Annotated in this window: 14 protein-coding genes and 2 pseudogenes; 9 read left to right on the forward strand and 7 right to left on the reverse strand. The window is 43.1% G+C overall.

What is annotated here, in order from left to right; translation table 11 throughout:
- Window positions 1-298 precede the first annotated feature (298 nt).
- The 6 genes from B0182_RS05445 to lgt all read right to left on the reverse strand — a co-directional run bounded on the left by B0182_RS05445 (window position 299) and on the right by lgt (window position 3,951).
- On the reverse strand, window positions 299-487 hold the full coding sequence (locus B0182_RS05445) for a hypothetical protein (protein ID WP_078273945.1): 189 nt from the start codon (window positions 485-487) through the stop codon (window positions 299-301).
- A 176-nt stretch (window positions 488-663) separates the two neighbouring features.
- On the reverse strand, window positions 664-1,188 hold the full coding sequence (locus tag B0182_RS05450) for a dihydrofolate reductase (protein WP_078273946.1): 525 nt from the start codon (window positions 1,186-1,188) through the stop codon (window positions 664-666).
- A 16-nt stretch (window positions 1,189-1,204) separates the two neighbouring features.
- Window positions 1,205-2,047: a thymidylate synthase gene (locus B0182_RS05455; RefSeq protein ID WP_078273947.1), complete on the reverse strand. Its 843-nt coding sequence runs from the start codon at window positions 2,045-2,047 to the stop codon at window positions 1,205-1,207.
- Window positions 2,044-2,592 (reverse strand): hypothetical protein, encoded by a 549-nt coding sequence (locus B0182_RS05460; RefSeq protein WP_078273948.1) that lies wholly within the window; start codon window positions 2,590-2,592, stop codon window positions 2,044-2,046. Before B0182_RS05460 ends, B0182_RS05455 begins: the two co-directional genes overlap by 4 nt.
- Window positions 2,561-3,079: a hypothetical protein gene (locus tag B0182_RS05465; RefSeq protein WP_078273949.1), complete on the reverse strand. Its 519-nt coding sequence runs from the start codon at window positions 3,077-3,079 to the stop codon at window positions 2,561-2,563. The genes B0182_RS05460 and B0182_RS05465 overlap by 32 nt, the downstream gene beginning before the upstream one ends.
- On the reverse strand, window positions 3,076-3,951 hold the full coding sequence (gene lgt, locus B0182_RS05470; protein WP_078273950.1) for a prolipoprotein diacylglyceryl transferase: 876 nt from the start codon (window positions 3,949-3,951) through the stop codon (window positions 3,076-3,078). Before lgt ends, B0182_RS05465 begins: the two co-directional genes overlap by 4 nt.
- Window positions 3,952-4,392: 441 nt before the next feature.
- Between lgt and B0182_RS15315 the strand changes: the two are divergent.
- Window positions 4,393-4,527, forward strand: a pseudogene (locus B0182_RS15315) (IS982 family transposase); the annotation flags it as partial.
- A gap of 192 nt (window positions 4,528-4,719) precedes the next feature.
- Here B0182_RS15315 and B0182_RS05475 read toward each other — a convergent pair.
- Window positions 4,720-7,590: pseudogene (locus B0182_RS05475) on the reverse strand (DNA translocase FtsK); the annotation flags it as partial.
- Window positions 7,591-7,937: 347 nt separating this feature from the next.
- Between B0182_RS05475 and murG the strand changes: the two are divergent.
- The 8 genes from murG to B0182_RS05505 all read left to right on the forward strand — a co-directional run bounded on the left by murG (window position 7,938) and on the right by B0182_RS05505 (window position 12,432).
- On the forward strand, window positions 7,938-9,020 hold the full coding sequence (murG, locus tag B0182_RS05480; protein ID WP_078273951.1) for an undecaprenyldiphospho-muramoylpentapeptide beta-N-acetylglucosaminyltransferase: 1,083 nt from the start codon (window positions 7,938-7,940) through the stop codon (window positions 9,018-9,020).
- Window positions 9,017-9,346 carry a type II toxin-antitoxin system RelE/ParE family toxin gene (locus tag B0182_RS05485; RefSeq protein ID WP_078273952.1) on the forward strand — a complete coding sequence of 110 codons (330 nt, stop codon included), beginning with the start codon at window positions 9,017-9,019 and terminating at the stop codon, window positions 9,344-9,346. Before murG ends, B0182_RS05485 begins: the two co-directional genes overlap by 4 nt.
- A complete protein-coding gene (locus B0182_RS05490) occupies window positions 9,339-9,524 on the forward strand; it encodes a hypothetical protein (protein WP_143821673.1) in 186 nt (61 codons plus the stop codon). Before B0182_RS05485 ends, B0182_RS05490 begins: the two co-directional genes overlap by 8 nt.
- 68 nt (window positions 9,525-9,592) lie before the next feature.
- Entirely contained in the window at window positions 9,593-10,117 is a 525-nt protein-coding gene (locus tag B0182_RS05495) for a GNAT family N-acetyltransferase (protein ID WP_078273954.1), read from the forward strand.
- A gap of 172 nt (window positions 10,118-10,289) precedes the next feature.
- Entirely contained in the window at window positions 10,290-11,741 is a 1,452-nt protein-coding gene (gene murC / locus B0182_RS05500) for a UDP-N-acetylmuramate--L-alanine ligase (RefSeq protein WP_078273955.1), read from the forward strand.
- Window positions 11,742-11,750: 9 nt separating this feature from the next.
- Window positions 11,751-11,912, forward strand: a complete 162-nt coding sequence (locus B0182_RS14270; protein ID WP_158079640.1) for a hypothetical protein — start codon at window positions 11,751-11,753, stop codon at window positions 11,910-11,912.
- A 95-nt stretch (window positions 11,913-12,007) separates the two neighbouring features.
- On the forward strand, window positions 12,008-12,112 hold the full coding sequence (locus B0182_RS15140; protein WP_143821674.1) for a type II toxin-antitoxin system VapC family toxin: 105 nt from the start codon (window positions 12,008-12,010) through the stop codon (window positions 12,110-12,112).
- A gap of 26 nt (window positions 12,113-12,138) precedes the next feature.
- On the forward strand, window positions 12,139-12,432 hold the full coding sequence (locus B0182_RS05505) for a PIN domain-containing protein (protein ID WP_158079641.1): 294 nt from the start codon (window positions 12,139-12,141) through the stop codon (window positions 12,430-12,432).

Here is a 12,432-nt window from a genome sequence, read left to right on the forward strand (position 1 = left end):
CACAATTTAAAACATGGAATTGTTTTAGAAATAAAACAATGTTTTTGCATGAAAAATGGCTATCCGACCACTTAATTTAAAAATTAGGTTAAAATTCTTAAAAATTTACCCAGTTAAGTGGTCGGATTGTTTTTCATAATAAAAGCTTGTTTGATAGAATGATTATCAAACCTTACTTTTTCCTTGAAAAACGGGCGATTCCCCTGCTTTTTTAAACGGGCATTTTTCATTGCAAATACAAAAGGCAGGCACGTCCTAGTATGGCATAAAAAATCCCCATGATTGGGGATTTTTGGTATTATTCAAATGTCTGCTGACCGAACTCGGCTTGCTCGCTGTCTTTTTGTTCATCAACGGTTGGATAGCGAGTGCTGGGCTCTTGGGAAAATGAGCTTTGTTTGTTCATCGCTTTGTCGGCAGTGGCGGTCATGGCGTTACAGCCAGTTAGGGCGAATGCCAGTAGGACAAGTAGGCTAAGATGTTTCATAAAAATACCGGCTCTGGTTCAAAAAGTATGCTACAAAGAAAACCGTTCGTGGCGAGGTTGGGAAGCCTAACGGTTTTCCTACCCGCAGGCAGGCTTAGGGCGAACGGAAAACCTAGTTTGGCATACTTTTCAGACTACTACCAAAATACCTTGTTAAAATGGAAAAATAAAAACCATCAATAATCACGCAATAACCATGCCGATTTTTCATACCGCACAAACTCAAACCCAATTCCGCTCTTATCGTCTGTCTGCCTATCTGACCGCCACACTTCACAAAAATCGTCCGTAACGGTAGGATAATGCGTGTCACCTTGCACGTCCAAATCCACTTCGGTGATTTCCAAAATGTCCGCCATACTTAGGCTTTGGCGGTAAATCTCGCCCCCACCAATGATAAAAATCCTATCCTTGCCCAGTCGCACTGCGTCCGTCTTAGCGTTGTCGATAGCGGTTGGCAAGTCATGAGCGACCGCCACACCGTCCGCCGTCCATGTCGTATCTTTTGTGATGACGTGGTGCGTGCGATTGGGCAGGGGGCGACCGAGCGACTGGAAGGTTTTTCGCCCCATGACAATCACGCCCCCTGTGGTAATTTCTTTAAAATGCTTTAAATCAGCAGGAATATGCCAAGCCAAATTATTATCCTTGCCGATACAGTTTTGACGGTCTTTGGCGACCACATGGACGATTTTTGTCATAACAGCTCCTTATTTTTTACACCGCCACATCTGCCTTTATTCTCTCGTGCGATTGATAATTCACAATCTTAATATCATCAAAGTCAAATTCAAATAAATCTTTAACATCAGGATTTAATTGTAACCCACAAAGTGGTAAAGGTTCACGGGTCAGTTGCAATTTAGCTTGTTCAAAATGATTATGATACAAATGCGTATCGCCCCCCGTCCATATAAATTCGCCCACCTCTAAATCACACACTTGGGCAATCATATGTGTCAAAAGGGCATAGCTTGCAATATTAAACGGCACGCCCAAAAATACATCTGCCGAGCGTTGATACAGTTGGCAAGAGAGTTTATTATTCACCACAAAAAATTGAAATAAAGTATGACAAGGCGGTAAGGCAACTTGCCCTGCTTCAATCGGATTCCAACCTGAAATAATCAAACGGCGAGAATTGGGGTTGGTTTTGATTTCGTTAATTAGCCAAGACAATTGGTCAAAGCCGTCTGTATTATAGTCGCCATTGTCGTTTTTGCTTGCCCCAAAATTACGCCATTGATGACCGTAGACCGCCCCCAAATCGCCTGCCTTTCGTCCAAAACGGGCGGTTTGCTCTGCTGTAGCCCATTCGTCCCAAATGGTTACGCCATTGTCTTGCAGGTATTTAACATCGGTATCGCCTTTTATAAACCACAAAAGCTCATAAATAATGGACTTCATATGGACTTTTTTGGTGGTGAGTAGGGGAAAACCGTCCGCCAAATTAAACCGCATTTGATGGCCAAATACGCTACGAGTGCCTGTGCCTGTACGGTCGCCTTTATCATCGCCATTGTTTAGGATATGGGATAGGAGTTCTAGATATTGTTTCATTGTTTTTCACTTAATGATTTGATGTTTTCAAAAAATTTTAAAGTATCGTCTTTATCAAAATGATGTTCATTAAAGCGGATTTGTTTTAAACCCAGCCAACTAAACCGCTCCATTTCGCCATTGTTATTTTTATATAAAAAATGTAATAAAGGAATTTCTTGACCTGTGGCGTTGCTTTTATTAAAAGTGGGGTATAAAATACAGTCTTTCCAATACAATTCTTTGGGTTTGATAAAGCCGTGTTCTACCAAAATTAATTTATCTTTTTCAATGATAAATCTGGGTTTTTTGTGGGCATAAGAGATTATTAAAAGAGCAACCGACACAAAGGCAAACAACCAAATCCCAAAAGTATTTTCGGTAATTATGCTGATAAATATCATTGCCAAAGCCGTGAGTATCATTATCACAATAAAGGCTTTCATTGAAACTTTATCCAAAAAATAAGGATAAACTTCAATCGGAAAATCAAATGTCTTATCTTTAAAGACAAAACTTTGCATTTGACTGTTTTTATTTAAATTCGCCATTTTTAAACTTGCCATTCTTAATTGCTTTAAAAATTTCTAAATGCTCATCCATAGAAAATTGTTTATCATTAAAACGAATGGCATTTAAATTTAACACGCAAAAGCGATATTTTTTGCCTTTATTATTTTGGGATAATAAATAAAGAATGATGGTATCCATATCATTCATACCGTCTATGCGATGGTCTGTATCAAAAACACAGTCTTGCCAAGCAAGTGTTTTGGGTTCGCCTAATCCGTGATTAACCAAAACTACTTTATCAGGATATAATAGAAGTTTGGGTTTTTGAAATAAAAATATAAAAAAACCATAAAATATTAACAAGAAAATAAAGGTACACAAAGCATAAAAATTATATTTAAGTTGGGTTAATATTGTTATGGTAAGACTGATAACAAATATCCAAAAATAAATATTTAAAACTTTGATGTAATTTTTAAAAGAAATAAATACCGAAATGGGGAAGGTTAATTCCATGTTTTTAAACTTAAAATCCGTCATGCCTTTTGCCAATCATAGACCTTATTTTTATAAGCCAATACCAACAAAATTACCCCAGCGATAATCATCGGTAGGCTATATAGTTGCCCCTTGCTCATCCACCCAAAAATGAGCGTATAGCCAACATCAGGCTGACGGAAAAACTCTGTGGTAAAACGGCTACACCCATAACCCAGCAAAAACAGAGCAGACACGGCATAGCGTGGGCGTGGCTTGCTACTAAACCACCATAAGAGGATAAACAGTAGCACGCCTTCGGTGAATGCCTGATAAAGCTGGCTTGGATGGCGGGGCAGTAGGTAGTATTCGCCCATTTGCACGGCAATCTCATGTAAACTCGGGTCAGCATTGATAAGTTCATGGTCAGCGTGAACCGCTTGGGGAAAGTACATGAGATGAGCATAATCACCATGTGACACCCGCCCCCACAGCTCGCCGTTAATAAAGTTACCAATCCGCCCAAACAGCAAGCCTAACGGCACGCAAGGGGCGATAAAATCCAGCACGGTAAAGGCGTGTTTTTTGTATTTACGTCCAAAAAAGAACATGGCAACGACCACACCGATAAATCCACCATGAAAGCTCATGCCCCCTTCCCATACCTTAAACAGATAAGCAGGGTTTGCCAAAAACTCGCCAAAATTGTACAAAATCACATAGCCAATCCTACCACCCAAAATCACGCCCATCGCCCCAAAAAATATCAAATCTGAGACCATCTCGCCTGTAAAATCGCCCCGTTTTTTGCCACGATAAGTCGCCAATATGTAGGCGGACAAAAAGGCAAGCAAGTACATGAGTCCATACCAATGCACTTGGAGAAAGCCCAAATCAAGGGCAACAGGGTCAAATTGGGGGTGTGTGATTGCCATAAAAAATCGTCAGCTAAATTGGTGATATGTAAAAACTTCACCCGTTATTTACATTTTGTTTAAAATAAAACTCTAACCACCCACAAGAAGTAAAGGTCAAAGTTTTTCCTGCAATGTCATCTTTCTTGGCTAAAGATGAATGTGGCTTAATGGTGCTATAGAAATTGACAAAACGGTTTAGCTCTTGCTTGCGGTGTTCGCTGTCAGTAAATCCTGTTTTATCAGGCAGTATCGCAACAAACAGATATTCCCGTCTGTCTATAATACTCTGTCCTTTGATCAGGGGTAAGGGAGCAACCCTGTGTTTTTGATGTTCATTTGCAGTATTTTGCCTATCCTGTAAATAACGGTGGTTTGTCTTGCAGCTTGGGTTATTATTGTAGCATATTTTGGTTGTGGTGGATATGGTTTGATGACATCGAATAACCCCACTCTTAACTTAAAACCACCAAAGCAAGAGATTTATGGCACCTGTCTAATCGTGTGATTAGAAAGCCCTTGGCTTACAGTCTTTGTGTGCAGATTAACAAACAACTTAGCAATCCACCACTTAGGTTTGAGGTGATTTTAAATTGAGAGTAGGGTATATAATACCAAAATTTCCATTGTGCCGATGTTGTGATAGCTCTTATTGGGTTGTCTCTCATCATTTCTGGAATGGGGTTGTTAGCTGCCTTGTGCTTTGCGATAGGCGAGAACTGCCATAAGTGCTATTAAAAGAGCCTATGTTTAGGCTCTTTTTTACAATCAAGGTAGATTGTCATCTTATCACATCAAAATCTGCCGTTTACCAGCATTATCCATCGGACTGACCAATCCCGCCTCTTCCATCATATCCACGATACGAGCGGCACGGTTATAACCAATGCCCAGTTTACGCTGAATGCTGGATATGGAGACTTTACGACTTTCCATGACAAAGGTCACCGCCTGATGATAATATTCATCATCACCGCCCTTACCCAGCCCATCCCCTGACCCTTCGCCTTCAAAAGTGTAACTATTTGACAGGTCAATATAATCAGGACTACCACGCTCACGCCACGCATCGCAGACACGGTTAACCTCATCATCATCCACATACGCCCCATGCACACGGCGTGGGGTGTTCTCGCCCGGCCCGATGAACATCATGTCACCGTTACCAAGCATACTCTCCGCCCCACCCTCTTCGATGATAGTACGACTGTCCACCTTTGAGTTCACTCGTAGGGCGACACGAGAGGGGATATTTGCCTTAATCAGACCTGTGACGACATTCACCGTTGGACGCTGAGTGGCAAGCACCAGATGAATGCCAGCGGCACGAGCCTTTTGGGCAAGGCGGACAATCGGCTCTTCGGCAGTTTTACCTAACTGCATAATCATATCCGCAAATTCATCCGCCACGATAACGATGAGTGGTAAAGGCTTGAGCTTGGGGGCGGTCTTGATGCTGACATTTTCGTCCGCTCGCCACAGTGGGTCAAATATCGGCTCGCCTGACGTCTCAGCTTGTAGCACTTTTTTGTTAAATTCTGAGATTTTACGCACACGCAGTAAGCTCATGAGCTGATAGCGTCGCTCCATCTCACTCACGCACCATGTCAGAGCAGCGGTCGCCTCAGTCATGTCCGTAATCACAGGCGTGAGCAGGTGTGGTATGTCGCCATAGTTGGCAAGTTCTAGCTGTTTAGGGTCAATCAGCACCAGTTTGAGCTCATCAGGGGTGTATTTAAAGAGCATGGAGAGCAAGATGGAGTTCACAAAAACTGACTTACCTGAGCCTGTCGTGCCCGCCACCAGCATATGCGGGGCTTTGGCAAGGTCAGCGATGACCACCTTGCCGCCGATGTCTTTACCGATGGCGACACCGATTTGCTTATCAGGATTTTTATAATTAGGCGTATCCAGCAGTTCGATGAGTCGCACCATCTCTCGCTTTTTGTTAGGCACTTCAATGCCGATATAAGGCTTGCCTGGTATGACTTCGACCACACGTAGGCTTGCCATAGAAAGCGACCGTGCCAAATCCTGTGCCGCTCCCGTCACTCGGCTTGCTTTAATCCCTGCCGCCAGCTCCACCTCAAAGCGAGTAACCACAGGCCCGACCATGGCACTAACCACACTTGCTTTGATGTTAAACTCTTTTAGCTTAATCTCTAACAGTTCAGATAACTTTTCTATCTCTCGCTCGGTGTAGCTCGGCTGTTTGTTGGCATCAGGCTTATCCAGGATAGACAGCTCAGGAATAGGCGATAGGCTCATGCGATGGGTGAGCGTGTCCATCGCTCGTGACCGCTGTGGGTTTGGTGCATCCGCCCCTACATCTTTAAAATGTGCCTGCTTGGGTGTATCTTCTACGGGCAAGGGTTTTTTTGGGATAAAATTATCGGGATGTAAAGGTGGCTGGGTCAGCTCTTCGTCCAATATCCCTGTCATTCCATCTGTTGTCACATCGTTTTTAACATCAGCTTTACCTGATGAATTTATTCGCATGTTCTCATTTAATCTCTCTTGTGTATCAATCTGCAAATCCTGTTCTTGTATTTCTTGATTTAGTAAATCCTTTGACAGTTTCACCCACTCATCGTCAAAGACATTATCACGGCTGATGTTAGTGGTTTGATTGGTTCGGTTGTTTTGGTAGACAAAATCCACCTCATCATCAACATTTATCTCAATCCCCATCTTTGCATCAACAGTTTGATTATCATTGATATTTACTTGCTCATCAATATCATTCGTACTGACAATTTTTACCTTAGTTTTGGGTGTCAACTCAACGATATCATCAGAATCATGATTTAGAATCTCAATCATCTCATCATCATGCATGAACTCTAACGGCTTGCTCTCACTCTCATGATGAATCCCATCTGCCTGCCGAGCATGCAACTGATTGGCGTCCAGTGTCAAATTATCTACTTTTAATACCACTTCATCAGCATGAATCTCCACACGACCCGCTTGTGACTCTCCGTCTTGTTTGCCCTGCTGAGTATTTGCCAGTATCTCATCACGCAACCCTGATGTCTGCAAAAACTCTGATAGGTCTTCACTATTGTGATGAACAGATGACACGATTGGTGCGTCATCCTTGACCACTTCAAACAGCTTAGTGTCTTCTTGATTTGGCTTGACCGATTCGGCAGGTTTGACTTTTTTATCGCCATCAAGCCAACCCATAAACCAGTCAAAAAATGCTGATGGACGCACTTCAAATGCCAACACCGTGACAACACCCGTTATAATCAGCAAAAATATCGCTGTCGCCACATTGCCAAACTGCTGCACCAATGCCTGATATAATCCAGCCCCCATGACACCACCACTGATAAGTCCTGTGCCATGCTCGCCTGCTGTCCCCCATCCTGCCAACAGCCCACTAAGGCACACCAACAAAAAACCATACGCAAGCACCCGAAGCTGCCACATGACCTGCGACTGTCGCCACCATAAAAGTGCCACTTCATACATCATGACCAGCACCAGCCACCATGACCCATAACCAAAAAACACATGCAGAATGTCAGCAACCCAAGCCCCAAGGCGACCGCCAACATTGGTAATCTCCTGTCTGCCACCGACATGCGACCATGCAGGGTCTAAGGTGTTATAGGATAATAATGATAAAAACAAAAACCCAAGCACCGTCGTGCCAAACACGCTAAAAAATAGACGTTTGATGATGGGCATTTGACTGATGAACTCGGCGATTTTTTGATTTTGTAGTATTTTTTTCATGAGTGAATTTTAGGGCTAGGATGGCTTAGACGTTAAGCGGTCTATTATATCGAATAATGGTAGAGTTTATCAAAATTTTTTGATGGCTTGTAGCAACGTGAATTTTGAAAACCTAATGTAATTTGTAGAGAATTTTACACAACTGCCGTAAGATTGGCAAATTTAGCTAAAAGAAAAACTTACACCCACTCATTTTTCCCTTGTAATTTCCCCCATTTTGTTACAAAATAGGGGGTTAAATTTTAAATTAGAGAATAACGATGAATGTATTGATTATGGCGGCAGGTACAGGCGGACACGTTTTTCCTGCGTTGGCGGTGGCGGACGAGCTGACAACTCGTGGGGCGGTGGTGCATTGGCTTGGCACGCCAAACGGTATGGAAAATGAGCTTGTCGCCAAACACGGCTACACCATGCACCATATTGATATGCAAGGGCTTCGGGGTAAGGGATTGGCACGCATGATTAAGCTCCCCTTTATGCTGTTTAAAGCGGTTATGGCAAGCAAAAATATCATCAAAAACAACAACATAGAGGTGGTTATCGGCTTTGGTGGGTATGTTACCGTACCGGGGGGATTGGCAAGCAAATTATCAGGCAAACCACTCATCATTCACGAGCAAAACGCCATTGCAGGCATGAGCAACAAGACCCTAGCCCCCCATTCGGCAAAAGTGCTACAAGCCTTTGACGGGGCATTTAGTGGCATGGGCGACAGACTTGTTACGGTGGGTAACCCTGTACGCACTGCGATTATCAACGCCACACCGCCAAGCGAGCGTTATGACGTAGCGGATATATCGCCCCTAAAAGTGTTGGTGGTGGGCGGTTCGCTTGGGGCAAAAGCCATCAATGAAGCGGTGGTAGAGCTGTTAAAGTTGTCCGACAAGCCCCTAACCGTGCGACACCAATGCGGTAAGGACAACCATAACGCCATGTTGGTCGCCTACTCACAAGCAGGGATTGACACAAGCCGTCATGTGTTTGAAGTCATGCCGTTTATTGATGACATGGCACAGGCGTACGGTTGGGCGGACGTGATCATTTGTCGGGCAGGAGCTTTGACGGTAACGGAGATTGCCAGTGTGGGCGTTGCTCCGATTTTTATTCCGCTACCGCACGCCGTGGACGACCACCAAACCGCCAATGCCAAGAGCCTAACCGAGCATGGGGCGGGGATTTTGTTGCCCCAATATGAGCTGTCGGGCGAAAAACTTGCACAGATTTTGGGCAGTCTTGACCGTCAGCAATGTCTAGATATGGCAAATAACGCCCGATCCTTTGCCAAAACAGACACGACCACGCAAGTGGCGGATATTGTGGAGCGTGTGGTTAAGACATGAGTGATACCCCATTAACCCCTTATCAAGTTGTTAGTACGCCTGTATTTGACCGTTCGTTAAGCAAATTACGCAACAGACGTGTAAAAATGCAAATTACTGAACGCCTTTTTCGCATTGAAAATGAAGAATTTTTTGGCGACATCAATTCGGTCGGTGGCGGTATTTGTAAATTAAGATTTCATGACGGGGCGGGCTATCGTGTTTGTTATGTTATTCGTGACAACGTGGTAGTTGTTTTGTTGTGTGGTGGCGACAAAGATAGCCAGCAAGATGACATCAAAAAAGCCAAATTGCTATCATCGGAGATTGATAATGAAAATGAGTGAATTAAAAAAATTTGACCCAGTTGATTATATGCAAAGCCATGAAGATATCGAATTATTTCTTGAAATGGCAATGACAAATGGCGGTGGCGTAGAGCATATCAAACAAGCCTTTTTGGTGGCTGAAAAAGCCCGTGCCAAACTGGATAAAGAAAATAATGAGATAAGTTTGAATGTTTAATCGCCAGTGCCATTGCCAAAGTAATAACCAATCAAAAAAGTGTTCAGTTTAGCTAATTGGGTATTAAAATGTTTTATTATAAAATCAACGACACATTAAGCCTAACCTTGGTGCATTCATCATTTGCCAGTCAAATGATTGACATTGTTAATACCCAAAAAGATTATTTGGGCAAATGGCTACCGTGGGCGAATAATTTTAGTGAAAATAGCTATCGTGAATTTGTCAAATTTGCTTTACACCAATATGCCGATGACAAAGCCATTCATACCCATATTATTTATGATGATAAAATCATTGGAGCGGTGAGTTTAAATAACATTTATCATCATCTAAAAAAGGCAGAGATTGGCTATTGGCTACACCAAGAATATCAAGGGCGTGGTATCATGACCCTTGCTGTGCGTGCGATTATGGACATTGCCAAACATACCTATGGCATGGATGTGGTGGACATTAAGGCAGGCGAACATAATGCCCCAAGCCGACAAGTCGCCGAGCGATTGGGATTTGAGTTTTGTGGTATTATTGCCAATAATGAAAACGTCAATGGCGATATTATTAACCATGCGGTTTATATGTATCGGTTTTGATTTGAAAATAATGGGGTAAAATATTTTTCTTGATTTACTAAATGAAATTTTATTTATATATTAACAGTTAAATTTTAAATGAATTGGATATTTTAAATTAGAAGTTATCCAAATAAAAAATCATGGTAATTATTTGCCAGCCCTATTTAACACCTAAAATAGAGAAAAAGTTATGCCAAATTCAACCAACGTTAAAACCCTGCCCAAACAACTCATTGAAATCCCAGAGATGAGACGGATTAACACCGTGCATTTTGTCGGTATCGGTGGGGCAGGTATGTGCGGAATTGCCGAAGTGCTTGCCAATCAAGGCTATACGGTTACAGGCTCGGACATCAAAGAAAGCGTGGTTACCAAGCGTTTAGAGAGTCTAGGCATTACGGTGTTTATCGGGCATGATTCGTCCAATATCAAAAACGCTGATGTGCTGGTGGTGTCGTCCGCCATTGACAAAACCAATCCCGAGATTCAGACCGCCTTGCAAGCCCGACTGCCTGTGGTTCGCCGTGCCGATATGCTAGGCGAGCTTATGCGATACCGCCACAGCATTGCGGTGGCAGGGGCTCACGGCAAGACCACAACCACAAGCCTGCTTACGATGATGCTCACCGAAGCGGGACTTGACCCAACTTATGTGATTGGCGGTAAATTGAACGCCTCTGGCAAAAATGCGTCTTTGGGCAGTAGCCGTTACCTTGTGGCGGAAGCGGACGAGTCCGATGCGTCTTTTTTGAGTTTGCGTCCCATGGCGAGCATTGTTACCAACATTGACGAAGACCACATGGACACTTATGGCGGTAGTTTTGATAAGCTAAAACAAGCCTACATTCAGTTTTTGCACAATATGCCGTTTTATGGGTTGGCGGTGGTGTGTGGCGATGATGATGAGCTATATGGCATGATTGATGACATTGCTCGCCCTGTGCTGACTTTTGGCTTTAAAGAGCATAATGACGTGCAAGCGGTGGACGTGGTGGTGGACGGCACTCGCACGCATTTTACCGTATTGCGTAAAGACCGTGAACCGCTTCGCTTGACCTTAAATATCCCCGGTGAGCATAACGTGCTAAATGCCTTGGGGGCGATTACGCTGGCGACCGATGAAGGCGTGGACGATGAGGCGATTGTGCGTGCGGTGGGTAAATTTGCAGGCGTGGGCAGACGCTTTGAACAGCAAGCGGACGTAAATCATGACGGGGGTAATATCCTGCTCGTTGATGATTACGGTCATCACCCTGCCGAAGTGCAAGCGACCATTCGTGCTGCCCGCCAAAGCTACCCCGACCGCCGTTTGGTGATGATGTTTCAGCCACACCGTTACAGCCGTACACGGGACTGTTTTAGTGAGTTTGTCAATGTCTTATCGCAGGTGGATAAGCTTGTTTTGCTGGATGTGTACAGTGCTGGCGAAGAGCCGATTAAGGGGGCGAGTAGCAACGATTTGGCTCGTTCACTGCGTGAGCGTGGGCAGGTTGAGCCGATTGTGCTAAGTGTCAATGACAAAGAACAAATCGCCCAAGTATTAAAAGCGGGCTTACAGCCCAATGACCTACTTATCACGCAAGGGGCGGGCAATGTGGGGCAGATTTGTTTGGAGCTTCGGGATAATAATTTGTATTTATAGGGGGCGAATATGCAAACACAGCCTATTACCAGTATCAATCAAGCGGTCAATTATATTCAATCATTGCCGATCAATCGCCAACAAAAAATGATTGATTGGATAAACGTATTTCAATCAGAAATTGAAAAAGATGAAATGAATGCCAGTCAAAAATTTTTTGAATCATGGTAAAATTGGCATGATAAAAGTGAGGTATTTTTGGATAATGATAATTCTTGGGCGGATACCAAGGATAGAAATGATATTGGGCGAGAAGTGAGTTTTGAATGAAACAGTTAATTTTGCCTGATAATAATATCTTTTCAGAATTGACCAAAAAACAACCTGACAAACATTTGAGCGATGTGCCAAAGATAGAAATAAACAGTTAATTTTGGCAATTACGGTTTGGCATGAATTGTTATATGATCTACATAATATTAAAGCCGAAGAAATTAAAAAGAAGGAGCGAATTTCTGCCTTTCTTTTTAATAATGTTTTGTCTTTACCAATGTACCACTGCACCCAAGAATGTGCCGACATTCACGCCAAAATCCGTGCCGAATGCCGAGCAAAAGGCAAAACTTTATCTTTTGCCGACAGTCAAATTGCGTCCATTGCCTTAGCCAATCATGCCATTTTGGTAACTCGCAATGTGGATGATTTTAAATATATTGACGGTTTGATGATTGAAAATTGGTTTGATAATTAA

It is taken from the genome of Moraxella bovis, assembly GCF_002014975.1.
GTDB classification, from domain to species: Bacteria; Pseudomonadota; Gammaproteobacteria; order Pseudomonadales; family Moraxellaceae; genus Moraxella; species Moraxella bovis.

Bases quoted from the DNA above. Each gene is read 5' to 3' on its own strand.
- B0182_RS05455 (WP_078273947.1), bottom strand. From the start codon at position 2,047: ATGAAACAATATCTAGAACTCCTATCCCATATCCTAAACAATGGCGAT.
- lgt (WP_078273950.1), bottom strand. From the start codon at position 3,951: ATGGCAATCACACACCCCCAATTTGACCCTGTTGCCCTTGATTTGGGC.
- B0182_RS05485 (WP_078273952.1), top strand. From the start codon at position 9,017: ATGAGTGATACCCCATTAACCCCTTATCAAGTTGTTAGTACGCCTGTA.
- B0182_RS05450 (WP_078273946.1), bottom strand. From the start codon at position 1,188: ATGACAAAAATCGTCCATGTGGTCGCCAAAGACCGTCAAAACTGTATC.
- B0182_RS15140 (WP_143821674.1), top strand. From the start codon at position 12,008: ATGAAACAGTTAATTTTGCCTGATAATAATATCTTTTCAGAATTGACC.
- murG (WP_078273951.1), top strand. From the start codon at position 7,938: ATGAATGTATTGATTATGGCGGCAGGTACAGGCGGACACGTTTTTCCT.
- B0182_RS05465 (WP_078273949.1), bottom strand. From the start codon at position 3,079: ATGACGGATTTTAAGTTTAAAAACATGGAATTAACCTTCCCCATTTCG.
- B0182_RS05495 (WP_078273954.1), top strand. From the start codon at position 9,593: ATGTTTTATTATAAAATCAACGACACATTAAGCCTAACCTTGGTGCAT.
- B0182_RS14270 (WP_158079640.1), top strand. From the start codon at position 11,751: ATGCAAACACAGCCTATTACCAGTATCAATCAAGCGGTCAATTATATT.
- B0182_RS05490 (WP_143821673.1), top strand. From the start codon at position 9,339: ATGAGTGAATTAAAAAAATTTGACCCAGTTGATTATATGCAAAGCCAT.
- murC (WP_078273955.1), top strand. From the start codon at position 10,290: ATGCCAAATTCAACCAACGTTAAAACCCTGCCCAAACAACTCATTGAA.
- B0182_RS05460 (WP_078273948.1), bottom strand. From the start codon at position 2,592: ATGGCAAGTTTAAAAATGGCGAATTTAAATAAAAACAGTCAAATGCAA.
- B0182_RS05445 (WP_078273945.1), bottom strand. From the start codon at position 487: ATGAAACATCTTAGCCTACTTGTCCTACTGGCATTCGCCCTAACTGGC.